The organism is Methylobacterium sp. 092160098-2 (assembly GCF_028920805.1).
Lineage (GTDB): Bacteria > Pseudomonadota > Alphaproteobacteria > Rhizobiales > Beijerinckiaceae > Methylobacterium > Methylobacterium fujisawaense.
Map to the genome: position 1 here is coordinate 4,601,931 of NZ_JAQPZJ010000001.1, position 23,739 is coordinate 4,625,669.

17 protein-coding genes are annotated in these 23,739 nt (G+C 72.1%); 12 read left to right on the forward strand and 5 right to left on the reverse strand.

The window, feature by feature from the left end; genetic code table 11:
* The first annotated feature begins 66 nt into the window (after positions 1–66).
* Positions 67–1,182 carry a hypothetical protein gene (locus tag PQI07_RS21700; RefSeq protein ID WP_274927369.1) on the forward strand — a complete coding sequence of 372 codons (1,116 nt, stop codon included), beginning with the start codon at positions 67–69 and terminating at the stop codon, positions 1,180–1,182.
* 148 nt (positions 1,183–1,330) lie between these two features.
* Positions 1,331–1,771, forward strand: a complete 441-nt coding sequence (locus PQI07_RS21705; RefSeq protein WP_274927370.1) for a DUF1489 family protein — start codon at positions 1,331–1,333, stop codon at positions 1,769–1,771.
* A gap of 216 nt (positions 1,772–1,987) precedes the next feature.
* On the opposite strand, the gene PQI07_RS21710 is transcribed toward PQI07_RS21705, so the two are convergent.
* Together PQI07_RS21710 and PQI07_RS21715 are read right to left on the reverse strand one after the other, a co-directional pair.
* Entirely contained in the window at positions 1,988–2,353 is a 366-nt protein-coding gene (locus PQI07_RS21710; protein WP_274927371.1) for a hypothetical protein, read from the reverse strand.
* Between the two features lie 83 nt (positions 2,354–2,436).
* The gene (locus PQI07_RS21715; RefSeq protein WP_274927372.1) at positions 2,437–9,465 is read right to left on the reverse strand and encodes an apolipoprotein A-IV repeat region-like domain-containing protein; all 7,029 of its coding nucleotides are present in this window, start codon (positions 9,463–9,465) and stop codon (positions 2,437–2,439) included.
* 290 nt (positions 9,466–9,755) lie between these two features.
* Here PQI07_RS21715 and PQI07_RS21720 point away from each other — a divergent pair, with 290 nt between their 5' ends.
* Both PQI07_RS21720 and PQI07_RS21725 read left to right on the forward strand, forming a co-directional pair.
* Positions 9,756–10,076 carry an Hpt domain-containing protein gene (locus tag PQI07_RS21720; RefSeq protein ID WP_043347408.1) on the forward strand — a complete coding sequence of 107 codons (321 nt, stop codon included), beginning with the start codon at positions 9,756–9,758 and terminating at the stop codon, positions 10,074–10,076.
* A 134-nt stretch (positions 10,077–10,210) separates the two neighbouring features.
* A complete protein-coding gene (locus tag PQI07_RS21725; protein ID WP_043347410.1) occupies positions 10,211–10,531 on the forward strand; it encodes a 2Fe-2S iron-sulfur cluster-binding protein in 321 nt (106 codons plus the stop codon).
* Between the two features lie 215 nt (positions 10,532–10,746).
* Here PQI07_RS21725 and PQI07_RS21730 read toward each other — a convergent pair whose 3' ends face one another.
* Positions 10,747–11,922 carry a vWA domain-containing protein gene (locus PQI07_RS21730; RefSeq protein ID WP_043347412.1) on the reverse strand — a complete coding sequence of 392 codons (1,176 nt, stop codon included), beginning with the start codon at positions 11,920–11,922 and terminating at the stop codon, positions 10,747–10,749.
* 335 nt (positions 11,923–12,257) lie between these two features.
* Between PQI07_RS21730 and PQI07_RS21735 the strand changes: the two genes are divergently transcribed.
* Positions 12,258–12,665 carry a hypothetical protein gene (locus PQI07_RS21735; protein ID WP_043347415.1) on the forward strand — a complete coding sequence of 136 codons (408 nt, stop codon included), beginning with the start codon at positions 12,258–12,260 and terminating at the stop codon, positions 12,663–12,665.
* Positions 12,666–12,697: 32 nt separating this feature from the next.
* Here the strand turns inward: PQI07_RS21735 and PQI07_RS21740 are convergent, their stop codons facing one another.
* Both PQI07_RS21740 and PQI07_RS21745 read right to left on the reverse strand, forming a co-directional pair.
* Positions 12,698–13,744 carry a helix-turn-helix domain-containing protein gene (locus PQI07_RS21740; protein WP_274927373.1) on the reverse strand — a complete coding sequence of 349 codons (1,047 nt, stop codon included), beginning with the start codon at positions 13,742–13,744 and terminating at the stop codon, positions 12,698–12,700.
* A gap of 655 nt (positions 13,745–14,399) precedes the next feature.
* Positions 14,400–16,244, reverse strand: a complete 1,845-nt coding sequence (locus PQI07_RS21745; RefSeq protein ID WP_043347418.1) for a cation:proton antiporter domain-containing protein — start codon at positions 16,242–16,244, stop codon at positions 14,400–14,402.
* A 314-nt stretch (positions 16,245–16,558) separates the two neighbouring features.
* Here PQI07_RS21745 and PQI07_RS21750 point away from each other — a divergent pair, with 314 nt between their 5' ends.
* From PQI07_RS21750 to PQI07_RS21780, 7 genes are all read left to right on the forward strand, one after another.
* Entirely contained in the window at positions 16,559–17,818 is a 1,260-nt protein-coding gene (locus tag PQI07_RS21750) for a hypothetical protein (protein ID WP_043347420.1), read from the forward strand.
* Entirely contained in the window at positions 17,815–18,456 is a 642-nt protein-coding gene (locus tag PQI07_RS21755) for a hypothetical protein (RefSeq protein WP_043347422.1), read from the forward strand. The genes PQI07_RS21750 and PQI07_RS21755 overlap by 4 nt, the downstream gene beginning before the upstream one ends.
* 231 nt (positions 18,457–18,687) lie before the next feature.
* A complete protein-coding gene (locus PQI07_RS21760; RefSeq protein WP_274927374.1) occupies positions 18,688–19,539 on the forward strand; it encodes an AAA family ATPase in 852 nt (283 codons plus the stop codon).
* A 62-nt stretch (positions 19,540–19,601) separates the two neighbouring features.
* Positions 19,602–20,552, forward strand: a complete 951-nt coding sequence (locus PQI07_RS21765; RefSeq protein WP_043757154.1) for a 3-hydroxyacyl-CoA dehydrogenase family protein — start codon at positions 19,602–19,604, stop codon at positions 20,550–20,552.
* Positions 20,549–21,307, forward strand: a complete 759-nt coding sequence (locus tag PQI07_RS21770; protein ID WP_274927375.1) for an SDR family NAD(P)-dependent oxidoreductase — start codon at positions 20,549–20,551, stop codon at positions 21,305–21,307. Before PQI07_RS21765 ends, PQI07_RS21770 begins: the two co-directional genes overlap by 4 nt.
* Before the next feature lie 16 nt (positions 21,308–21,323).
* Positions 21,324–22,211 carry a beta-keto acid cleavage family enzyme gene (locus PQI07_RS21775; RefSeq protein WP_274927376.1) on the forward strand — a complete coding sequence of 296 codons (888 nt, stop codon included), beginning with the start codon at positions 21,324–21,326 and terminating at the stop codon, positions 22,209–22,211.
* A 245-nt stretch (positions 22,212–22,456) separates the two neighbouring features.
* The gene (locus tag PQI07_RS21780) at positions 22,457–23,686 is read left to right on the forward strand and encodes an ABC transporter substrate-binding protein (protein ID WP_043347444.1); all 1,230 of its coding nucleotides are present in this window, start codon (positions 22,457–22,459) and stop codon (positions 23,684–23,686) included.
* The last annotated feature ends 53 nt before the right edge of the window (positions 23,687–23,739 follow it).

A 23,739-nucleotide genomic window follows, 5' to 3' on the forward strand; every position in this document is an offset into this window, starting at 1 on the left:
TCCCGGGGATTGGCGCGCACCTGGGCGGGCCGCTACCGCGCCCGCCGCCAGCGTCCAGAGAGGCCCATGTTCGGTTCCGTCACTCCGAGCGCGCATGCGTCGGCCGAGTACGAGGCGATCGAGGCGACGATCAGCGCCAGCGAGCGCGGCCGCTGGTTCCTCGCCGAATACGCCCGGCGCAACCGGGGCCCCGAAACCGAGGTGCTGCTCGGAGCGATCGCACGGCTGGAGCGGAGCGTCACCGCCGACCGCGGGCAGGAGGCTTTCGGCCACCTGCGCGGCAACCTCCTCGACATGGCCGACGCGATCAGCCGGACCAAGGGCGAGATCGCGGCGCTCAACGCCCCGAACAGCGACGAGACCCGACTGACGCAGGCGTCGCTCGCCCTCGACGCCATCGTGCGCGAGACCGAGCAGGCCACCTCCGACATCCTCAGCGCCGCCGAGTCGATCCAGGAGGCGGCCTGGACCCTCCGCGAGCATGGGGCCGACGCGCAGGCCTGCGACGCCCTCGACCGCCACGCCACCGCGATCTACACCGCCTGCTCCTTCCAGGACCTGACCGCGCAGCGCACCGCCCGGATCGTCTACACCCTGCGCTACCTGGAGGACCGGGTCTCCGCGATGATCGCCATCTGGGGCGAGGACGCGGTGCGGGTGCCGCCCCACCGGAGCGCGCGGCCGGCCGGCGAGCCGGCCGATCTGAACCAGAGCGACGTCGACCGCTACATCGCCATGGACGTACCGGCCATCACGGTGGCCGCCCTCGTGGCGCGCCCCGGCAGCCCGGCGCTCCACGAGGATCTGGTGTTCCTCCCGGTCTCGGCGGAGGCCGAGCCGGATGCGGAAGCACCGGAGCGGGTCGCGGATTCCGAGCCGGAGGCCGTCGCGGCGCCGGTCGACGAGATCGAATTGGTGGCCGACCTGGACACCGTTCCCGGGTTGGCCGACGAGCCCGAGACTGTCTCGCCCCCTGACACCGGCACCTTCGCCGAGGCCGCGCCGGAGCCCGACGCCGCGCCGGAGCCCCACACCCCGCTCGGAGCGGATATGGCCGATCTGGCCTGGGGCGAGGCCGTCGCGGCGGCCCCCGAGCCGGCCATGCCGCCGGAGGATCCGGCCCTGAGCTTCGCCGAGATCGCGGCGCTGACGCCGGAGCAGCGGCTCGCCCTGTTCGCCTGACGGCTTCCGAGCGAGGCCGACGCGGCCCCGGCCATCCGCGCGCACGGAAGACCGCGCCGCCGCATCCGCCTGAGGCGGTTCGGCAGGCGCGTCCCGACGCGGACCCTGCTATCAGGGCCGCCCCCGGCAATCCCGAGCAAGCACGTCCGTGGCCCTGCACCTGATCAAGCTCTGCGTCGGCCCCGCCACCATCGCCGACCTCGAGGCCCGGCAGGCCCGGTTCCGGGAGGAGGCGCTCCGGGACGGCCGGCCCGCGGCCCCGTTCCACGTCACCCGCACCCTGCCCAAGCGCCACCGGGAGATCACCGGGCGCGGCTCGATCTACTGGGTGATCCGGGGGACTCTGTCCTGCCGGCAGGCGATCACCGCGATCGAACCGCTGACCGGCGAGGACGGCATCCCGCGCTGCCGGTTGGTCTTCGATCCGCGCCTCGTCCCGGTGGCGCCCCGGCCCTGCCGGCCCTTCCAGGGCTGGCGCTACCTCACGACGCGCGACGCGCCGGCCGACCTCGGCGCCGAGGCGTCGGCGGACCTCGCCGAGATGCCCGAGGCCCTGCGGCGCGAGCTGGTCGGCCTCGGCCTGCTGTGAGGATGTAGCGCCCCCCACCGCTCAGTCTCCCGCACGCCCTCCTGAGGCGCCTGAGCACGGCGGTGGCCGCGAAGGAAGCCCTCCAGACGGCGCCGCGATCCCTGCATCCCTGCGAGGCCTGCTGCCGCGGGCCCCTCAGGTGAGAGAGAGGGTGGGACAGCTCTCACGCCGGCCTGCGAACCCGCCGGAGCCATCTCGGCCCCGGCGGGATCCGTCCTACGCCCCGTCGAAGCGCCCGCTGGCATGGGCCAGCATCGTGTAGACCTTGCCGGTCTCGGAGGTCAGGTAGGCATCGGTGCGCTTGGCGTCGCTGTCGTTCTTGACCACGTCGCCGAGCAGGCGCTCGAACTCGCTGACGTAGCGGTCGACGCTGCGGCGGAACTCCGCATCCGACCGGTACCGGCGCTGGATCTCCGCGAAGGTCGCCCGGCCCTGCGGCGTGTAGATCCGCGGGTCGAACAGGTTCGGCTCGCCCCGGCGGTACCGCTCCCACAGGTCGACCGCGGTCCGATGCTCGATCATCTTGGCGATGTCGGTCGAGATCGTGTCGAGGGCGATCCGCCCGGTCTCGGCGGCCGCCACCGCGGGCCGGCGGGCCGGCTGTGCGGGGGCCGGCGCGTCGGCAGCGGGAACCTCCTCCTCGTCGTCGTCCAGCGAGGCGCGGGTCAGCAGGTCGGACAGCCAGCCGCGCTTGTCGCCGGCCTGTGCCGGGCGGGCGGTTGCGGAGGGGCGGGGCGCCTCGATCCGGGCCAGGGCGGCGCGCGGCGCCGCCGCGGGGCCGGGAGCGCCGGGGCGGCGGAGGCCGCCGGTGCGGCCGAAGGCGCGACCGAAGGCGCGGCCGCGGGGGCCGCGGCGGACGCGGCCGCGACGGCGCGGCCCCCGCCTTCCGCGACCCGGCGCTGGGGCTGGGCCTGCGGCTGGGCGACGTCGACCGAGCGACCGGAGCGGGAGACCAGGGACGACAGCTCGTTGAGCGCCTTGATCTGGTCCGCCACCACCCGGCGCATCTCGCCGGTGGCATCCTGCGTCTCGCGCGGCAGTTCGAGGACGCCCTTGGCGAGTTCGGCGCGGGTCGCGTCGAGTTCGCCGCGGATCGAGCCCGCCATCTCGCGCAGAGCCGAGAAGGAATCGCCGAAGCTGGCCTGGGCCTCCTGGAAGCCGCTGCGCATCTCGCGGGCCGCCTCCTCGATGACCTGCCGGACGCCCTGGGCGGCCTTCTCGCCCTCGGCGCTGGCGCTGTCCTTCAGGTCGGCGAAGGCGCTCGTCACCGAGGCCCCGGCGCCCTGGGCCGACTGGGCCAGGGACTCGCCGACGCTGCGGGCCCGCTCCTCGGCGGCGCGCAAAGTCTGCTCGATGGTCTGCGCCAGGGCGTTGCCGTTCTGCTCCAGGGCGGCGGCCCGGGCCTCGAAGGTGGCCAGCGCCTCGGTGAGCTTGGTCTCGCGGCCCGACAGGGCCGAGTCCAGGCGCTCCTCGATGGCCGCCAGGGAGGCCGCGGCCCGGTCGAGGGCCGCCACGTGCGCGGCGGTCTGCTCGCCGAGGGAGCGGCCGCGGCCGTCGAGGGTCTCGGCGAGGCGCGAGGCCTCGCTGAGCGCCCCGTCGGCGGCGCCACGCAGGGCCTCGACCTGGGCCGAGACGCCGGCGCTGGCGCGACCGGTCTCGGCGGCGATGCGCTCCAGGGCCCCCTGGACCTGCTCGATCCGGCCGGCGAGACCCCGCTCGATCGCGCCGAGGTTGGTGTCGGCCCCGGCCACGAGGTCGGTGAGCGCGGTGTTGGCGGCCTCGATCCGCTGCAGCAGGCTGCCGAGTTCGCGACCCATCCGGTCGTTGGTCTCGAACAGCTCCGAGAGGGTGCGGCCCGCGCCGTCCTCGACGGCGGCGCGCAGCAGCTCGGCCGAGGCCCGCGACTGCACGGCCAGTTCCTCGGTCCGCGCCCGCAGGCTCTCGGCCAGGGGCACGCCGGTCTCGGCGAGCGCCCGCTCGATCGCCTCAGCCCGGTCCGCGAGCGCCCGGGACAGGTCCATCATCGGCCCGTCGATGGCGCCGCGCAGGCGCTCGACATGGCCCTCCAGGCTGTCGCCGACCGCGCGGCCGCTGCCCTCGACGCTGGCGACGAGCGCGCCGCCGCGCTCCTCGATGGCGCGTACCAGGGTCTCGGCGCTCTCGGCGAGGCGGCGGGACAGGGCCTCGCCGCGGGCATCCACCAGGGCGCCGAGCGCCGTGGCACGGCGCTCGAACCCGGCCCCGAGGGCCTCGGTGCGGGCGTCGATCAGGCCGGCGAGCGCGGCCTCGCGGCGGCTGAGGGTCTCGGCCAGCGCCGCGTTGTGGGCGTCGACCTGCTCGGCATGGGCCCGCGCCCGCTCGTCGAGGGCGGCGACCAGGGACGCCGTGCGCTCGTCCATCAGGCCCGCGAAGGCCTCGTGGCGGTCGTCGAAGGCGGTGGCCAGGGTGTCGGCGCGCTGCGCCACCAGGGTCGCGAACAGCCGCATGCGGCTGTCGATACGCTGGGTGAAGGCATCGGCGCGGGCGTCGACGCCACGGGCCAGGGCCTCGCTCTGCGCCTCCACGGCCTGCGCCAGGGCCGCGGTGCGGCCCTCGACGATGCCGTCGAGATCCCGCAGCCGGGTGTCGAAGGCCTCGACCAGGGCGCCGGTACGACCCTCGACGACGCCGTCGAAATCGCGCAGCCGGGTGTCGAAGGTCTCGACCAGAGCGCCGGTACGGCCTCGGACGACGCCGTCGAGGTCGCGCAGCCGGGCGTCGAAGGTCTGAACCAGGGCGCCGGTGCGACCTTCGACGACGCCGTCGAGATCCCGCAGCCGGGTGTCGAAGACCTCCACGAGGGCGCCGGTACGGCCCTCGGCCGCCGCCACCAGGGCCTGGCTGCGGTCCTCCAGAAGCCCCTCGATCGACGCGCGGGCCTGCTCGAAGGTCGACCGCAGGGTCTCGATGCGCGCGTCGACGCGCTCGGACACGTCGCGGCCGGTGCCCTCGACCAGCGCGCCGAGGCGGTTCTGCACCCGATCGAACAGGGTCTGCAGCTCGCCCGTCCGCTCCTTGAGGGTCTCGGCGAGCCGGTTCTCGCGCTCCTCGAGCAGGCCGGCGATGGCCGGGTTCACCCCCTCGATGGTCGCCTGGAGCGCCTGGGTGCGGTGCTCGATGGTCCCGGCGATCTGGCGGCCGCGGTTGTCCACGAGGCGGTCGATCTCGCCCTGCGCCCGCTCGAACAGGCCCTGAAGGTCCGAGAGGCGGGAATCCAGCAGGTCCGCCATCTGGGCGGGTGCCGCGTCGAGGGTCGCGCGCAGGCCCTCGGTCCGGGCCGCGATGGCGTCGGCGACGTCCTGGCCGCGTCCGTCCACGAGGTCGCGCAGGCCGGCCTGAGCCTCCTCGAAGAGGGTCTGCAGGCGCTGCGTGCGCGCGTCGAGGGTGGCGGCGAGCTGGCGCTCGCGGGTCTCGACCAGCGCCGAGACGGCGGCGGGCGCCTCCTCCAGCACCGCGCGCAGGGATTGGATGCGGGCATCGACCGTGGCTGCGAAGCGGCCGCCGCCGCCCTCGACCACGCCGTCGAGGGCCGCCTGGGCCTCCTCGAACAGGGTGCGCAGGGCCTGGGCCCGGGCGGTGAGGGTGTCGGCGAGGCGGTTGCCGCGGCCGTCGACCAGGCTCTCGAGATGGCCGAGCCGCTCGTCGAACAGGCTGCCGAGCTGGCGGGTCCGTTCGTCCAGGGCGCCGCTGGCGGAGCCGAACGCGCCCTCCAGTGCGGTGACCAGCGCCTGCCCGCGGCCGTCCAGCGCGGCGTGGATCGGGCCCATGCGGCCGTCGAGGGTGGCGGCCAGGGTGCCGGCGTGGTCGTCCAGCATGACGCGGATCTGGTTGGTCCGGTCGTCCAGCAGGGTGTGGACCGAGCGCACGCCCTCGTCGAGCAGGCCGCTGATGTCGGCGGTGCGGCTCGACAGGGTGTGGCCCAGGCGGCCCTCGCCGGCATCGAGCATCCGCTCGGCATCCGCGATGGTCTGCTGGAGCTTTGCGAGCACGCTGTCGCCGCGCTGGTCGATCAGCTCGGCGAGGGAGGTGCCGCCGCGGTCGAGCAGACGGGCCAGCTCGGTGATCCGGCCGCCGATCGCCCCGAACACGGCGCGGCCCTTCTCGTCGAGCTCGCCCGACATGGCGGCGATGCGCTCGTCGATGAGACGGCCGAGGAGGTCGGCGCGCTCGGCGAAGGCGGCGTGCACGGCCTCGGTGCGGGCGGTCAAAGCCGCGTCGGCGCTCTCGGTGCGCTCGTCCACCAGCCGGACCATCGACTCCGCACGGTTCGCCAGCGCGGACTCGAGGCCGCGGGTGGCCTCCTCGATGGTGCCGGTGAGGGCGCGGACGCGCTCGGCCATGGCGCCGTCGAGGCCGCCGGTCCGATCGGCGATCATCGCCACGAGGTCGCGGGTCCGGCCGGCCAGCTCCTCGTCCACCGCGCGGGTGCGCGCCTCGATGAGGCGGATCGCCTCGAAGGCCTGCACGCCGAAGCTCTCGTCCACGAGGCGGGCACGCTCGTCCAGGGTCTCGGCGATCGCCTGCAGGCGGCCGATGACGCCGGTGTCGAAATGGCCGGCGCTCTCCTCGATCCGGCGAGCGATCTCGCCCGTGTGCCGGGCGATGTCCTGGCCGAGGCCGTTGGTGCGGCCCTCCAGCATCTCCATCAGGCCGCGATGGCCCTCGGCCATGACCCGCGCCATCTCGTCGGTCCGGGCGCGCAGCGCCTCGTCCGCCGCGCTGGTGCGGCTTCCGAGATGACCGTCGATCTGGCCGACGAGGTCGGCCACGGCGGCGGCGATCGCGGCGGCCCGCTCCGCGGAGCGCGTCTCCAGGCCTCCGAGATGGGTCTCGATCAGGCTGCCGGCCTCGCGGGCCCGGGCCGTGATCGTCTCAGCCACGGCCTCGCCCTTGCCGGTGAGGAGCCGGTCCATCTCCTCCAGACGGGCGCCGACGGTCTCGCCGAGGGCGGCGGTGTCACGGCCGATCCGGTCGGCCAGGATGTCGCCGCGGGCGATGGTCTCCTGCAGGGCGGCGAGGCGGCTGCCCAGCGTCTCGTCGATCGCCCGGACCCGGCCGTCGGCGGTCTCGGCGAAGCTCGCACCGGTCTGGCTGAGGGTGTCGGCGATGCGGGCGCCCTGGCTCGCCACGGCGAGCACGATGTCGCGGCCGGTGCCGCTGATCCGGGCCTGGGTCTCGTCGGCATGGCTGGCGAGCAGCTCGGCGACGCCGCGGCCATGCGCGCCGAAGGCCGCTTCCATCTCGCCGATCCGGGCGGCGAGGTCGGCCGAGATCGCGCGGGCGGCCTCGGCGAGGCTGCCGGTGGCGTCGCCGGTCCGGGCGGCGAGTTCGCGGTTGAGGTCGTCGAGCGCGGCGCGGACGGCCGATACGGCGGCCGTGCCGCGCTCGCCGAGTTCCGTGCCGGCGCGGTCGGCGGCGTCGCGGAACCGGGCGGTGAGGATCGCGGTCTCGGCCTCCACGGCGCCGGTGACCTCGCCGGAGGCGGTGCGCAGGGTCTCCAGGGCCGCGGTGAGCCGGGCGGCGGCATCCCGCGTCTGCGTCTCGGCGGCCTGGCCGGCCTGATCGGCGGCGGCGCGCAGAGCCGCGGCGGCCTCCTCGGTGCGCGCCGACAGGGTGGTGGCGGAATCCGCGACCCGGCGCTCGAACACCCGCACGGCCTCCAAAGTCCGGGCCTCGACCGCGCCGGTGGCCTCGTCGGTCGTGCCGCGCAGGGCGCTGGTGGCCGCCTCGGCCCCGCGCTGGAGCGCCGCGACCGCCTCGGCGGTGCGGCCGTCGATCTCGCCCGACAGGCTCTCGACGGTGCCCCGCAGGGATTGGACCGCCGAGGAGGCCCCCGCCTCGAAGCCCTGGCCCAGGGCCGCGAAGGCGGCCTCCAGGCGCGCCGCCACCGTCTCGGTCCGGTGCGCGATGCTGCCGCCGGCCTGCTCAGCCGCGGCGGCGACCCGGTGCTCCAGGTCCGCGGCCCGGACCGTCACGGTCTCGTCGAGGCGCGCCGCGATGCCGTCCATCCGCTCGGCGAGGGCGCTTCCGCGCTCCGACAGCCCTTCGGCGATCCGCTCGGCGGTGCCGACGAGGTCGTCGCGCACGGCGCCGGCACGGGCCGTCAGGGTCTCACCGGCGCCGCTGGCCGCCAGCGCCAGGGCAGCCTGGGCATCGCGCCCGCGGCCCTCGATCGTCTCGGCGACCGACAGGCCGGCGCTCTCGATCTCGGCGCGCAGCGCGAGGCCGCGGCCGGCGATGTCCTGGGTGAGGGCCGAGCCGGTCTCGGCGAAGCGGGCGGTGATGTCGGCGCCCATCGCGCCGAAGCGCTCGGTCAGCTCCGAACCCCGGGACAGGAAGACGGATTCCAGCCCCGTCACGGACCGCTCGAAGCTCTCGCGCACGGTGCCGGCCTGGCGCTCCAGCGCGTCGCTGACGCGGCTGCCGGTCTCCTCCAGGGTCCGGGTAAGGGCGCCGGCATTCTCGGACAGGCGATCGGCCAAGGTGGTGCCGGCGGCCTGGAAGGCGCCGGTCGCCGCGCCGGCGCGATCCTCGAAGCTGCGGGTCAGGGTCTCGCCGACCTCCTGGATGGCGCCGCGCACCTCCTGGCTGGTGGCCGCGAGGGTGTCGACGAGGTCGCTGCCGCGGGCGGTCATGAGGTTGACCACCCGGTCGCCGGCCTCGCCCAGGGAGGCGGTGATCGCGGCGCCGCGGGTCTCCAGGGCGCCGGTCACCCGCTCACCCGCGCCGGTCACGGCCGAGACGATCCGGTCCGAGGCGCCTTCCAGGTCCTGGCTCAGGCTCTGGTGGGAGCCGGCAATGGCGCTGCGCACCCGGTCGGCGTTGGTGACGATCGCCTCGCGCTGGGCCACCAGCTCGTCCACGAGGGAGCGGATGCGGATCTCGTTGTCGGAATAGGCCCGCTCCAGGGTGGCGATCTCGCCCCGGACCAGGGTCTCCAGCTCGCCGGCCCGGGCGAGCGCCCGCTCGACGCCGTCGCCCACCGCCGCCACCTCGCGGCGCACGGTTTGCGACATGGTCAGGACCGCGTCGGTGGAGAAGCTCTCGGGCTCGGCCAGACGCACCGCGACCTCGCCCACCGCACGGGCGACGAGGCGCATCTCCTGGGCGCGCACCGCCAGCATGGCGGCGATCACGAACAGCACCACCGGGCCGAACAGCGCCGCGGCGCCGACGCTCGCCTGCAGGGCGGAGAGCCCCGACACGACGGCGCGCAGGTCGCCCTCGGACTTCAACCACGCGATCAGCACCAGGGCGCCGATCCAGACGGCGCCGGCGGCGAGCGCGAGCAGGTAGGGCTTGGGCGAGGAGCGCACCCGCAGGGTCTGCTGCAGGATGCCGATGTTGCGCCGGTCGTCGTTGGCCACCAGCGAGCGGTCGGGAGGCAGGAGCCCGCCCTCGCGGCGCGGGCGGTCCAGGCCCGGCGGCGGCAGGTCGGAGGCGAGCGGCGGGTCGAGGTCGAGGCGCGGCGGCATGGTCCGCCCGGCGGCATCGAGGCCGCCGTCGAGCAGCGGCTCGGCGTCACCCACATCGGGCAGGCGCGGCTCGGCGCGGCCATCGGTGCCGTTCGGCGTCAGGGCGTCGAGGTTCAGCGCCTGCTCGATCGCAGAGAGCGCGGCCTCGGCCGGGTCCTTCAGCTTCTTCTCGGTCGCCATTCAACGCCTCGTTACACGGGTTCACCGACGCCTTGGGGAAGGCTGATGCCGGAGACGCAACGCCCCGTTTACCATTACAAGACTAAACTCAGGCAGCGACTGCCGATACCCGAGCCCTCGACTGGCCCCAGAAAACGTTAACCGAATGGTTACCGCGCCCGTCGCTCACCGCGTCCACCATCCTGCCGCAGGGGAGGGGTCCGGCGCGATCCCCACCCGGCGAATCAGGGGGTGAATTGTGTGGATCAGATCCGCAATCCCCGACGAATCCGGATGCCGGGAGCCCGAGCATGCAGGCCATCGACCCCGCGGAACTGGACGCCCAGACCGGTGGCGACGCCGAGCTGGCCCGTGAGGTCCTGGATCTGTTCGCCGGCCAGTGCCGGTCGATCCTGCCGCGCCTCGCCGACCCGGCCGTGCCGCGGGACGCGCGCGCCGACCTCGCCCATACCCTGAAGGGCTCGGCCGCCGGCGTCGGGGCCGTGCGCGTGCGGGCCCTGGCGGATGCCGCGGAGGCGCGCCTGCGGGACGGCACCGGGCCCGTGCCGGTCGACGACCTCGCGGACGCGGTCGCGCAGGCGCTGGCGGAGATCGCGGAGGCCCGGGCCTGACGGGGTCGCCGCAATGCGGCGATCGATCCGGGACCGGTGTCTAATGCCGCGCTTGCATTCCGCGTTTCCAGCCGCCAAGCAGGCACGCCGCCCGTCGGACAGAGTGCGCTCGACGCGAGCCCGGAGCCCCCAGCATGCCCAAGATCACCTACGTCGACCACGCCGGGACGGAGCGGACCGTCGAAGGCAGCGTCGGCGCGACCGTGATGGAGACGGCTCTGCGCAACAACGTGCCGGGCATCGACGCGGAGTGCGGCGGCGCCTGCGCCTGCGCCACCTGCCACGTCTACGTCGCCGACGCGTGGATCGAGGTGGTCGGCAAGGCCCAGGACATGGAGCAGGACATGCTCGACTTCGCCAGCGACGTCCGCGAGAATTCCCGCCTGTCCTGCCAGATCAAGATCACCCCGGCACTCGACGGACTCGTGGTGACGACGCCGTCCCAGCAGGGCTGACAGGCCCTCCGATCGCGGAGCGGCCGGGCCACGATGTCGCGGAGCGTCCCGATCCTCCCAGCCGCACCCTCATCCTGAGCCGGAGCGCAGCGGAGGCCTCGCAGGAGCCCTCCAGTCAGCGCCGCGATCCCTCGCGCCCGCCTTCGAGGCCCGCAGACGCGGGCACCTCAGGATGAGGCCGCGGATCGGCGCGACGAAGCCGGGGCAACCGAGCCTCACCGCACCAGCGCCCGGGCCGCCGCGTCGAGCCCGTCCAGGGTGAGGGGGAACATCCGGCCGGCGATCAGCCGCTGCATCATGCCGATCGACTGGGTGTAGCCCCAGTGCGTCTCGGGCACCGGGTTCAGCCACGCCGCCTTCGGGAAATGGTCGAGGAGCCGCTGCATCCAGACGGCGCCGGCCTCCGCGTTCCAGTGCTCCACCGAGCCGCCCGGCGTCGCGATCTCGTAGGGGCTCATCGAGGCGTCGCCCACGAAGACGAGCCGGTAGTCGCTACCATAGGTGCGGATCACGTCGAGCAGCGGCGTCTGCGCCTCGTGCCGCCGCCGGTTCTCGGTCCAGACCGCCTCGTAGGGGCAGTTGTGGAAGTAGTAATGCGCGAGGTGCTTGAACTCCGAGCGCGCCGCCGAGAACAGCGCCTCCGCCTGCTCGATGTGCCAGTCCATCGAGCCGCCGACATCGAGGAACAGCAGCACCTTCACGGCATTGCGCCGCTCCGGCCGCAGCTTCACGTCGATATAGCCCTGGCGGGCGCTCGCCCGGATCGTGCCGTCGAGGTCGAGTTCCTCGGCCGCCCCCGTCCGGGCGAAGCGGCGCAGGCGCCGGAGCGCGAGGCGTAGGTTGCGCGCGCCGATCTCGCGGTCGTCGTCGAGATCCTTGAATTCCCGCTTGTCCCAGACCTTCACCGCCCGGAAGTTGCGGTTCCCGTCCTGGCCGATCCGGATCCCCTCGGGGTTGTAGCCGTAGGCGCCGAAGGGCGAGGTCCCGCCGGTGCCGATCCATTTCGAGCCGCCCTGGTGGCGCCCCTTCTGCTCGGCGAGCCGCTGCTTCAGGGTCTCGAACAGCGTGTCCCAGCCGAGCGCCTTCAACTCCGCCTTCTCGGCCTCGGTCAGGTACTTCTCGGTGAGCTTGCGCAGCCACTCCTCGGGGATCGCCGCGGGCTCGACCGCCTCGCCGAGGGTCTGAAGCCCCTTGAACACCGTGCCGAACACCCGGTCGAACCGGTCGAGATGCGCCTCGTCCTTCACGAGCGCCGTGCGCGACAGGAAGTAGAACGCCTCGACATCGTGCCCGGCGAGGCCCCGGTCCAGGGCGCCGAGCAGGATGAGGTACTCCTTCAGGGAGACGGGGACCTTGGCGTCCCGGAGGGCCGTGAAGAACTGCAGCAGCATCCCGGGAGAACGCGCCAGCCGGGCGCCCGGGTCAAGCCCGCGCGAATCGGCCAAGGCCGCGCCGGGCGGCGCAGGACTTTCTGGGCCGGATTTCGAGTCTTCGGCGATGGTCGACAAGATTCATCGCCGTCGACGCGGCCGAATCTCGGGCCGAAGCGAGTCTCTCCGGGCCGATGGGACTCATAACCTGGGTATAAGTTGTCGAATCTGTTGATATGTGCCCGGACAAGCCTCGCCCGGTCACTCAATCGGTCATGGGAATCGCTCAACTCGGGGCATCGAGTGTGTGCGGACGCGGCGACGCGGTCCGGACCGGACTGGCGAGGAGACCTGCGATGGCGGTCATCCTGCGGAATCTGACGGAATTCAAGCGGTTTCTCGGGAAGCCGGGGGCGACGATTCAGCTGGTGCGCAACACCTTTATGGACCGCCAGCCGGAGGCGACCCGGGACGCGTATCGCGACAAGGGCATGTATGCCCCTCGGGCGGTGCAGGCCCTGTCGCGCAAGGCGGCGGTCTTCACCCTGCGCGGCTATCCCGGGACGGTCTGGCTCTACTGGGACAAGGGCGCCCGCGGCTGGCGCTTCTCCGGCGACACCGTGACGGTGCCCCTGGTCACCGGCCTCGGGCCGGCGGACGAGCTGGTCTACCGGTGCAGCTTCGCCGACGGGTTCGAGCCGGCGCCGCGCAGCCGCGTGACGCGGCGGCCCAAGCACGAGGACGCGCAGCCCGCCCTGATCTGACGGCATCGGCGGCTTGCGCGCACCGGCCCGCTTCAGGCCATGCCGGCCGCCGCGGCGGCGCGTGCCGCCCGCGTCAGTCCGGACGCGACCTTGTACTCCGTCGGCGTCTGCCCGAAGCGCTCCTTGAAGCGGCGGGAGAAGTGCGCCTGGCTGGCGAACCCGCATTGATACGCGATCAGGCCGACCGGCACGACGCCGTTGACCGGATCGGCCAGCTTCGCGTGCGCCAATTGCAGACGGCGCTCCCACATCCAATCCATCAGTGCGATGTTCTCCGCGCTAGCCACCTCCTGAAGCCGGCGGACCGAGATATTGAGCGCGGCCGCGACATCGTTGATCGACAGGCCCTCGACGCCGATATGGTCGATGATGAAAGCCCGCGCCCGGCTCAGGATCGCGGCGCCGCCCAGGGACCGGGGCGCGTCGGACTCCACTTTCTCCGCAAAGCCGGCCGCGATGAGTTGAACGGCAATCGCAGCCACGCGCGCCTGGCAGGCCGGATCGAGGGTCGCGCCATGCTTGATCAACGCGGACAGGTACGAGACGATGATAGGAAAGCTGGTCTGCGTCGCGTCGATCGACAATCCCGTCAGGCACCGGGCCGGCCCCATTGCCAGCTCCAGCACGGCCCGCGGGATGAAGACATTGATGATATCCAAGCCTTCAGGATGGGCACCCAGGAAGGGCTGAGTGTTGTCCAGGAGCGAGATCCCGCCGGTACTGGATCGATGGTATTGACCGTGATCCAGATTGAAGGTCCGCTCCGACGCCAGGATGACGAGATAGAAATCGTTATCCGACGATCGGATGTGAGACCGCGTCCGGACCATGGCGTGGGGCGATCCGACGTAGTGCGCGATCGTGAGGTTGTCGACGGTCAGAGTGTTCAACGCGGCGCGAAAGTTCTTTCGCTCCAGATCCACGAACTCGAAACTACCGAACATGGTTCGGCATGCCTCAATCCAGTAATCGAAACGCGCCTGGAGCGGCACCGCGTCCGTATTCATCCGCACGGTCGCGTATTCTGATGTGTCCCGATCACCGCCGACCCGCGGAAATCGGCCGTCCCCCTCATACATCGCGACCTCGCTCGACGCCGCACGCACGGATCGGCGGGAAGACCCGGATCGCGAGCCGGTCTTGCGCCGCCGGTTGAACGTTACGTGACGCGCAGAACATCAGGAGACCGCTTTTAGCCATCACGGGCTTCACCTCGCATCAGACGCGCACCGGTCGAATGCCGCAATCCTACATGGCGAAATCTTGAGCCAATCTCACCTGCAATCGCACCGCGCCTTCAGAGGCACCTGCGGGCGAAGACCAAAGTCGCAGGGGTCGGATCGATTTCAGGCAAACAAAGAACTACTTAGGCAAATATTCCATAATATCGCATTTGAACATGCGACCCCTAGCAGCACGCACTACAGACTTCACGCGAAAAAAATTTGGCGCCGCTTTCTGTTCGAATCAATCACATCGAAAGATTTCGACGTCTCCTGCGCCTGCCGGCCGCCGCCGCAGCACGACTTGGCTGAAGCTGGGAAGCGGCCGGCGTTGGACGTGGCAGGACCCGCAACCGGGCCTGGGACAGCCACGCAGTCGTGATCCTGACCTTGGTCGGGCGGCGGAATCGGCGCGCTCTCCGGTTCCGCAGACGGACAACAGACGCACCACCGCGGCAGCGCCCCGCTGGTTCGGCAGGGCTGCGGCTCACGCCTCCTGTCATGCCTCCTGTCACGCCTCCTGGCCGGCCGCCTCCTGGCGCTCGGGCTCGCGCTTGGCCGGCGGCTTGCCCAGAGCCTTGCCCACCGTGCGGCGGGCACGGAAGATCGGCTTCGCCTCGTTCTCGCGCTTCTTCAGCAGGGTCCGGTACTCGTCCCGCCGCTCGTGGATCGACGCGATGACGAGCCCCATCGGCACGCCGACATCGACCAGCACGGCCTCCGAGAGCTGCAGGGAGGCCTCGATCGTCTCCGGCACCGCGTCGTCGACGCCGAGTTCGTAGAGGGACGACGCGTGGCGGGCGTCGCGGGCCCGGGCCACGATGGTCAGGTCCGGCCGCTCGGCCCGGGCCGCCACCACCGCCGCCTCGACGGCGCGCGGGTTGTCCAGGGTGACGACCAGGGCCCGGGCCGTGGCGATGTCGCAGCGGCGCAGCATCTCGGTGCTGCCGCTGTCGCCGAAATAGACCGGCGCCCCGGCGCGGCGCTGCTCGGCCACCCGCGCGGCGTCGGAATCGAGGGCGAGGTACGGGATCTGGTGCCGCTCCAGCATCTCGCCGACCTGCCGGCCGACGCGGCCGAAGCCCGCGACGATCACCCGGTTGTCCACCCGCTCCGGCACCGGCTCGGCCTTGGCGGCGGCCTGGGCGCTGGCCGTCGCCCGCATCTTGAGCCGGCGGCCGACGGCGGCGAGCGCCGGGATCATGATCATGGTGACGGTGGTCACCACGAGGGCGGCCGCGCCGACCTCCTCCGGCACGAGCCCGGTGGCCATGGCGCCGCCGATCAGCACGTAGGCGAACTCGCCGCCCGGCCCGAGCAGCAGCGCCGTCTCGAGCGCCACGGGCCGGGGGATCTTCAGGACCGGAGCCGCCATCATCACCACGGCGGCCTTGATCAGGACCAGCGCCAGGGACAATCCGAGGATCGCGCCGGGGCTCGCCATGAGCTGGGCCGGGTCCAGGTTCATGCCCACCGAGACGAAGAACACGCCGAGCAGGAGGCCCTTGAACGGGTCGATCGTCGCCTCGATCGCCCGGCGGTACTCGGTCTCGGCCAGCAGAAGGCCGGCCACGAAGGCGCCGAGCGTCATCGACAGGCCGCTCGCCGCCGCGGTGAGCGCCGTGCCGACGATGACCAGCAGGCAGGCGGCCATGAACAGCTCGGTGGAGCGCGTGCGCGCCACCAGCTGGAACAGCGGGCGCAGGGCGAGGCGGCCCGCCACCACGATCAGGACCAGCGCGATCGCCGCCTGCCCGAGCGCCATGGCCAGCGCCCAGCCCTTGTCGCCGCCGTCGTCGCGGCCGAGCACCGCGATGGCGAACAGGACCGGCGCCACCGCCAGATCCTGGAACAGCAGGACCGCGAAGCTGGTGCGGCCGGTGGGCGCGTTCAGCCGCTTCTGCTCGGCCAGCACCGGCAGCACCACGGCGGTGGAGGACAGGGCGAGGCCGATGCCGACGATCGCCGCGCCGGTGAGCGGCACGCCGAGCCCGTACAGGATCGCCCCGAGGATCAGCGCGGAGCAGCCCACCTGCAGGGAGCCGAGGCCGAAGACCAGCCGGCGCAGCACCCGCAGGCGCTCCCAGGACAGCTCGATCCCGATCATGAACATCAGGAAGATCACGCCGAATTCAGCGAGGTGCGCGATCTCGGCCCGGTTGCCGATGGTGAAGAGGTGAACGGAGGGATAGGTGTCGGCCAGCCGGCCGAGGCCGAAGGGTCCGAGCAGGGCGCCGGCGCCGATGAAGCCGAGCACCGGCGAGATCCGCAGGCGGTGGAACAGCGGCACCACGATGCCCGCTGTGACGAGGAACAGGATCGCTTCCTTGTAGGAGCCGGCATGGACCTCTGGCATCGGCGGCGGATCGAACCTCGTCTCTCGGGGCTGCGGGGGGACGCCGATCACGGCTTCGCGATCATGGGTCGTCGCCGTGCTGCGGGCAACCGCTTTCAGGCCGGGAACGGGCCGGCGCAGGTGCGCTCCGACACAAGCCGGATACATCGATCGGGTGAGACATTTCCGCCACCGGGGCGATGCTGCGGGCGATCACCCGGTGGATGTGTACGGCGGGTGTGTGCAACGCGGCTCAAAATCGGCACAATGGGCGCATACACGCCTGAGTTAACCGGGGGTTAAGCTCGGCCGGGCCCTGCCCGGAACTGGACCGGATGGATGCGACGAGGCCGATGATCTCCATCAAATCGATATTCTCCGGTCCGACAGCGCCCCCCAGCCGCGATCGCGAGCGCGAGAAGCGCGAGTGGAAGCTTGAGTCGGACCGCTGGCGCCACCAGCGCCACGTCGAGAAGGGCTACCGCATCAAGTGGGGCTACGTGGCAATCGCGTACCTCGTCGAGTTCATGGTGATCGGCGCCTCGCTCTGGGGCGCGTGGCTGTTCGCCGGCGTCTACAGCGACGGCGACTGGCACGCCTTCTACTTCATGCTGCTGGCGCCCCTGGTCTACGCCGCGGTGGAGCTGTGCCGGGTGCCGCTGGGCATCCTGGCGCGCACCCAGCGCTCGCATTTCGTGCGCGGGCTGGCGGTGCTGGGCATCATCTTTGCGGCGGGCGTGACCACCAAGTCGGTATCGCAGCTCGGCGAGATGATGTTCCATCCCCGCCTGATGGAGGCGGCCCGGACCAAGACGGCCCTGAAGGACGCCCAGGCCGACCGTGCGACGATCGGCGACCGCATCAAGGCGGCGGACGAACGCGTGGCCCAGTACACGGCCGAGCTCGACCAGATCGAGAAGCGTTCCGCCGACAACGCCCAGCAGCTCGCCGGCCTGCCGGCCCAGCGCTGCGAGCGCGTCTTCGGCACCAACAGCAAGGGCCGGAAGTACCAGAACCTGAAATGCGTGGCCGACCCCCGCGTCGCGGCCCTGTCGCAGGGCGTCGCCAAGGCGTCGGCCGACCGCGCCGGGATGATCAAGGACCTGGAGGAGGCCCGCAAGGCGCGCGCCGCCCTCGATCCGGGCGCCGCCGACCGCCGCGTAGCCGATGCCGAGCAGGGCTACCGGAACGCGGTCAACCGCTCGCAGCTCCACTCGTTCACCGCCATGGTCTACGGCGTCGATCCGATCGACGTGACCGAGAGCCAGGTCCACGCCTTCCTGCGAATCTTCGTATTCCTGCCCGCGGTCTGCGCCGCCTTCGCGTCGACGATCCTGGCCCTCTGCGCGGTCTCGACCCGCCGGACCTTCATGGACGAGGACGACCTCGGCGCCGCCGTGAACCCGGAAGCGGCGCCGTACATGCTCGACGCGATCGCCGACGCCCTGCGTTCGAACCCTGAGCCGATCCTGCCGCGGGCCGCCAACGCCTCGGGGGCGGTGATCCCGATGAACCGCCCGGCGCAAGGCCAGCAGGCGCTGCCCAACCAGGCCCATCCGGGCCAGACCCTCCCTGCCGCTGGAGCCGGCGCATGAACTACGTCGCGAGCGGGACCCCCGAGAACATCGCCCTCGCCCAGCAGGTGAATTCCCGCCTGCGGGCGGATTCGAGCTACGTCGCCGCCCGGGCCTTCCTGTTCCGGGCGCTGGGTTTCGGCGCCTTCGCGTGCCTCGCCGGGATCGGCATCGGGGCGGCGGCCTATGGCTGGGCGACGCTCAACCAGTTCGACACCGCGGCGGAGAAGATCGCCGCCGCCATGCAGGCCGCCCTCTCGGACGTGACCCTGAAGACCAAGGGCGAAGTCACGCTGACCGACAACGTCTTGAAGCTCGAAGGCCTGCCCAAGGCATCCGCGTCGCCGACCCCCACCAAGGCGCAGCTCGGCAGCGACGCGGCCCCGGCCTCGAAGGCGACGGTGAACACCACCTTCACGGTGTTCAAGCAGGTGCCCTATCTCGACGGGCAGATCGTGACCGGCTGGAACTTCAAGGACAGCGCCGACCAGCCCTACCAGCAATATTGCTACTTCTCCCGCCGCACGGCCGAGGCGAAGGGGCAGGTCGAGATCAAGATCGACCTCGCCATGGACGGCAAGACCCTGCCGCAGCCGCAGAAGTCGGACGTGAACCTGGAGATCCTGGCCCGGAACTGCGTCTGGCACGAGAAGGGCTGACCAGGTCCCGAGGTTGAGCTCGGATCTCCACCCTCATCCTGAGGTGCCGGAGCGCAGCGGAGGCCTCGGAAGAGGCCTCCATCCGGCCGCGCGTTCCCCAAAAGCCTTCCTGCGGGGCTCGCTGACGCGGGCGTCTCAGGATGCGGACGCGGGTCGGATCCGGCGCCGCGCTTGCGGCCCGGCTGCGCGCCGCGTTACCCCTGGGCTCAAGCCCCTCTCTCCGAGACCGCGATGCGCTTTTCCGGAACCGAGACCTACGTCGCGACCCCCGACCTCACCGCGGCGGTCAACGCCGCGGTGGTGCTGGAACGCCCGCTCCTGGTGAAGGGCGAGCCCGGCACCGGCAAGACGGTGCTGGCCGAGGAGATCGCCAGGGGACTCGGTGCGCCGCTGATCGTCTGGAACATCAAGTCGACCACCAAGGCGCAGCAGGGTCTCTACGAGTACGACGCGGTCTCGCGCCTGCGCGACTCCCAGCTCGGCGATCCCCGGGTCTCGGAGATCGGGAACTACATCCGGCGCGGCAAGCTCTGGGAGGCGTTCACCGCGCCCGAGCGCCCGGTCCTGCTGATCGACGAGATCGACAAGGCCGATATCGAGTTCCCCAACGACCTCCTCACCGAACTCGACCGGATGGAGTTCCACGTCTACGAGACCGGCGAGACCGTCAAAGCCGTGCGCCGGCCGATCGTGATCATCACGTCGAACAACGAGAAAGAGCTGCCGGACGCCTTCCTGCGCCGCTGCTTCTTCCACTACATCAAGTTCCCCGACGCCGAGACGCTGCAGCGCATCGTCGACGTCCACTATCCGGGCATCAAGCACCGCCTCGTCGAGGAGGCCCTGCGGACCTTCCTGGCGATGCGCGAGGTGCCGGGCCTGAAAAAGAAGCCCTCGACCTCGGAACTGCTCGACTGGCTGAAGCTCCTCGTCTCCGAGGACATCGCCCCCGAGACCCTGCGCGAGCAGGACAGCCGCAAGCTGATTGCGCCCCTGCACGGGGCGCTCCTGAAGAACGAGCAGGATGTCAGCCTCTTCGAGAAGCTGGCCTTCATGATGCGCCGGGACCAGCGCGGCGGCTGAATTCGCGTGAAGACCCGAGGACTCCCGCCAGAGGAGCCCGGGACAGGGACGGAGCGTGCGGCATGGGCGAGATCGCGATCGTCGGCGGCGGCGTGATGGGGCACGGCATCGCCCTGGTGCTGGCGCTCGGCGGCCACGGCGTGCGGATCACCGACACGTCACCGGAGACCCGCGCGCGGGTGCCCGGCCTGATGGAATCGGCGCTGGCCACCCTGCAGGAGGCAGGGGCCGCGCCCGCGGGCTGGGATGCCGGGCGACTGGCACGGGCCGTCCGGGTCGAGGCGACGCTGGACGCGGCGGTGGCGGGCGCCGGCCTCGTCATCGAGGCGATCACCGAGAATCCGGAGGCCAAGCGCGCCCTGTTCGCCGAGCTCGACCGGCTCTGCCCGGCCGACGTGATCCTCGCCAGCAACACCAGCTATCTCGACGTGTTCCCGCTGATCCCGGAGGCCCGGCAGGCGCGGGCGCTGATCCTGCACTGGTACACGCCGCCCTACATCGTCGACCTCGTCGACGTGGTCCCGGGGCCCGGCACGGATCCGGCGGTGGTCGCCGCCATGGCCGACCTCGTGCGCGGCCTCGGGCAGGTCCCGATCGTGCTGAAGCGCTTCATTCCCGGCTACATCGCCAACCGCATCCAGCAGGCGATCAGCGCCGAGGTGTTCCGGCTCCTCGACGAGGACGTCGCCGCGCCGCGGGACATCGACGAGGCGATCATCCACGGGCTCTCCTTGCGCATCCCGATCCTCGGCCACCTCGCCAAGGCCGACTTCACCGGCCTGGAACTGACGCAGCGCGCGCTGGCCAACGGCAGCTACGCGCCGCCGCCGCCGCGCACCCGCTCCGAGACCCTCGACGCCCTCTGCGCCGCGGGCCGGACCGGGGTGATGGCGGGGCGCGGCTATTTCGACTGGGGCGGCCGGGCGCCCGCGGAGCTGTTCCGCGAGCGCGACCGCAAGCTCCTGGCGCTCAAGGCGGCGATGGCCGGGATCGGCCGGATGGAGGGATCATGATCGGAGCGGACCTGTCCGGACGGCGCGTCCTCGTCACCGGAGCCTCGTCGGGCATCGGCCTCGCGACGGTGGAAATCTTCGCCCGCAACGGCGCCGCGGTGGCGCTGAATCACCTGCCCGACGATCCCCGCGGTCCCGCCGAGGCCGCGCGACTTGCCGGGACGGGGCTCTCGGTGCTCGCGCTGCCCGGGGACGTGTCGCGGGCGGGCGAGGCCGAGGCGATGGTGGCGGCCGGGATCGACCGGCTCGGCGGCCTCGACGTGCTCGTCAACAATGCCGGAACGTCGGGCACGACCACGCCCATCGCCTTCGAGGATCTCGACGCGATGAGTGAGGATTTTTGGGCCACGATCCTGGGGACCAACCTCCTCGGGCCGTTCCGCTGCGCCCGGGCCGCGGCCGCGACCCTCAAGGCGAGCCGGGGCGCCATCGTCAACACCGCCTCGGTGGCCGGGCTCGGGCGGCGGGGCTCCTCGGTGGCCTACGCGGCCAGCAAGGCCGGGCTGATCAACCTGACCCGCAGCCTCGCCCGGGCGCTGGCGCCCGACGTGCGGGCCAACGCGGTGGCGCCGGGCCTCGTGGCCACGCCCTGGACCGAGCCCTGGTCGGAGGCGCGCAAGGCCTCGACGGTGGAGCGCACGATGCTTGGCCGCATGGCCCGGCCGGAGGACATCGCCGAGACGATCTTCTTCCTCGCGGCGGGGGCGGCCTACATCACCGGCGAGACGATCACGGTCGACGGCGGGGCGATCTGAGCCCGGGGAGGATACGATGTCGAGCACCACCGTCATCACCTGTGCCCTCACGGGCTCCTTCGACACGCCGAAGAAGAACCCGGCCGTGCCGGTGAGCCCGAAGGCCATCGCCCAGTCGGCCCTCGAGGCCGCCGCCGCCGGGGCCGCGGTGGTCCACATCCACGTCCGCGATCCCGAGACCGCCGCGCCCAGCATGGAGTTGGCCCATTACCGCGAGGTGGTGGAACGGATCCGCGACCAGAACGACAGCGTGATCCTCAACCTGACCACGGGGGCGGGGGGCCGGTTCGTGCCCGGCGATCCCGATCCGGCCGTCGCCGGCCCGGGCACCACCTTCGTGAGCCCGGAAGCCCGCACCCGGCACGTGGCGGCACTCACACCCGAGATCTGCACCCTCGACGTCGCCACGATGAATTTCGGCGAGCACCTGTTCCTCAACACCCCCGGCCACCTGCGGGCGATGGCGGGTCACATCCGCGACGCGGGCGTGAAGCCCGAGATCGAGGTGTTCGATCTCGGGCAGATCGAGCTGGCCCGGCACCTGATCGCCGAGGGGCATCTGGCCCGCCCGCCGCTGTTCCAGATCTGCCTCGGCATTCCCTGGGGAGCGCCGGCGACACCGGAGGCCCTGGTGGCGATGCGCGCCCGGCTGCCGGAGGACGCGGTCTGGTCGGCCTTCGGCATCGGCCGGGAGGAGTTCCCGATCCTCGCGGTCGCCGCCGGCATGGGCGGCAACGTCCGCGTCGGGCTGGAGGACAACCTGTACCTGTCCCGCGGCACCCTCGCGCCGAGCAACGCCGCGCTGGTGGAGAAGGCCGTGAGCCTGCTGGCCCATATCGACCGTGCGCCGGCCACGCCCGATCAGGCGCGGGCGATCTTCGGGCTGGCGCCGCGGGGCGGTTGAGAGTCCGGTCGCCGCCGCTCACCCGTCATCACGTGCGCAGCGAAGACGGGGTGGCGCCTCGGGGAAGCGAATGCCCGTCCGCGATCACCGAAGCGTCGTCGCGGGCGGGGAAGGCGGCCCCTGACGGAACGCCCGCATCCTCACGCGTTGCCGTATCGACCGCGATCCCCCCCGGATAGTCTGCCCCTTGAGAAGAACCGAGCGGCGATCAACGCCGCCGCGTTCGGACAAACAGGGAGAGAGACATGACGGTCCGCCACCACGTCGCGCGACTGCTCGGGAGCCTGTGCGCGCTCGGCGCCGGCGCCGCCTTCGCGGCCGACCTCGTCCCGGTGAAGATCGGCGTCCTGAACGACCGCTCGGGCGTCTACTTCGATTCCACCGGCGAGGGCTCGGTGGTGGCCGCCCGCATGGCGGTCGAGGACTTCAAGCCGGAGGCGCAGGGGCTGAAGGTCGAGGTCGTCTCCGCCGACCACCAGAACAAGCCCGATGTCGGCGCCTCCGTCACCCGGCAATGGTACGACCGCGACGGCGTCGACGCGGTGTTCGACGTGCCGACCTCCTCGGTGGCGCTCGCCATCGCGCAGATCACCAAGGAGAAGAACAAGGCCTTCATCAACTCGGGCGGCGGCACCGCCGACCTCACCGGGCCGGCCTGCACGCCCAACACCGTGCACTGGACCTACGACACGGCGGCGCTCGCCAACGGCACCGGCAAGGCGATGCTCAAGCGCGGCGGCAAGACCTGGTACTTCATCACAGCCGACTACGCCTTCGGCCTCGCCCTGGAGCGCGACACCAAGGCCGTGGTGGAGAAGAACGGCGGCACGGTCGTCGGCGGCGTGCGCACGCCCTTCCCGAACCCGGACTTCTCCTCGTTCCTCCTCCAGGCCCAGGCCTCGGGGGCGCAGGTGATCGGGCTCGCCGATGCCGGCCTCGACGCCGCCAACGCCATCAAGCAGGCGCACGAGTTCGGCATCCGCCAGGGCGGCCAGAAGATCGCCGCCCTGCTGATCGCCATCACCGACATCCACTCGCTGGGCCTGGAGGTGGCGCAGGGGCTCGACTTCACGGCCTCGTTCTACTGGGACCTCAACGACGGCACCCGCGCCTTCGCGGAGCGGTTCGAGAAGCGCATGCCCGGCAAGAAGCCGACCTCGTACCAGGCGGGCGTCTACGCCAGCACGCTGCACTACCTGAAGGCGGTGGCGGCCCTGCATTCGGCCAAGGACGGCGCCGCCGTGGTGGCCAAGATGAAGGAGATGCCCACCGACGACCCGCTGTTCGGCAAGGGGACGATCCGGCCGGACGGGCGCAAGATCCACCCGATGTACCTGTTCGAGGCCAAGGCGCCCTCCGAGTCGAAGGGCGCGTGGGACCTCTACAAGGTGCTGGAGACGATCCCCGCCGAGCAGGCCTTCCGCCCGATGAGCGAGGGCGGCTGCCCGATGGTGGCCGGCATGACCGCGAAGTAGGGGCCCGAGCTATCCCACCAAACCCCTCAGCCTGAGGTGCCGCGCAGCGGCCG

Coding starts and splice junctions, on each gene's coding strand:
- PQI07_RS21700 (WP_274927369.1), top strand. CDS start 67: ATGTTCGGTTCCGTCACTCCGAGCGCGCATGCGTCGGCCGAGTACGAG.
- PQI07_RS21715 (WP_274927372.1), bottom strand. CDS start 9,465: ATGGCGACCGAGAAGAAGCTGAAGGACCCGGCCGAGGCCGCGCTCTCT.
- PQI07_RS21720 (WP_043347408.1), top strand. CDS start 9,756: ATGCAGGCCATCGACCCCGCGGAACTGGACGCCCAGACCGGTGGCGAC.
- PQI07_RS21725 (WP_043347410.1), top strand. CDS start 10,211: ATGCCCAAGATCACCTACGTCGACCACGCCGGGACGGAGCGGACCGTC.
- PQI07_RS21730 (WP_043347412.1), bottom strand. CDS start 11,922: ATGCTGCTGCAGTTCTTCACGGCCCTCCGGGACGCCAAGGTCCCCGTC.
- PQI07_RS21735 (WP_043347415.1), top strand. CDS start 12,258: ATGGCGGTCATCCTGCGGAATCTGACGGAATTCAAGCGGTTTCTCGGG.
- PQI07_RS21740 (WP_274927373.1), bottom strand. CDS start 13,744: ATGTATGAGGGGGACGGCCGATTTCCGCGGGTCGGCGGTGATCGGGAC.
- PQI07_RS21745 (WP_043347418.1), bottom strand. CDS start 16,244: ATGCCAGAGGTCCATGCCGGCTCCTACAAGGAAGCGATCCTGTTCCTC.
- PQI07_RS21750 (WP_043347420.1), top strand. CDS start 16,559: ATGGATGCGACGAGGCCGATGATCTCCATCAAATCGATATTCTCCGGT.
- PQI07_RS21755 (WP_043347422.1), top strand. CDS start 17,815: ATGAACTACGTCGCGAGCGGGACCCCCGAGAACATCGCCCTCGCCCAG.
- PQI07_RS21760 (WP_274927374.1), top strand. CDS start 18,688: ATGCGCTTTTCCGGAACCGAGACCTACGTCGCGACCCCCGACCTCACC.
- PQI07_RS21765 (WP_043757154.1), top strand. CDS start 19,602: ATGGGCGAGATCGCGATCGTCGGCGGCGGCGTGATGGGGCACGGCATC.
- PQI07_RS21770 (WP_274927375.1), top strand. CDS start 20,549: ATGATCGGAGCGGACCTGTCCGGACGGCGCGTCCTCGTCACCGGAGCC.
- PQI07_RS21775 (WP_274927376.1), top strand. CDS start 21,324: ATGTCGAGCACCACCGTCATCACCTGTGCCCTCACGGGCTCCTTCGAC.
- PQI07_RS21780 (WP_043347444.1), top strand. CDS start 22,457: ATGACGGTCCGCCACCACGTCGCGCGACTGCTCGGGAGCCTGTGCGCG.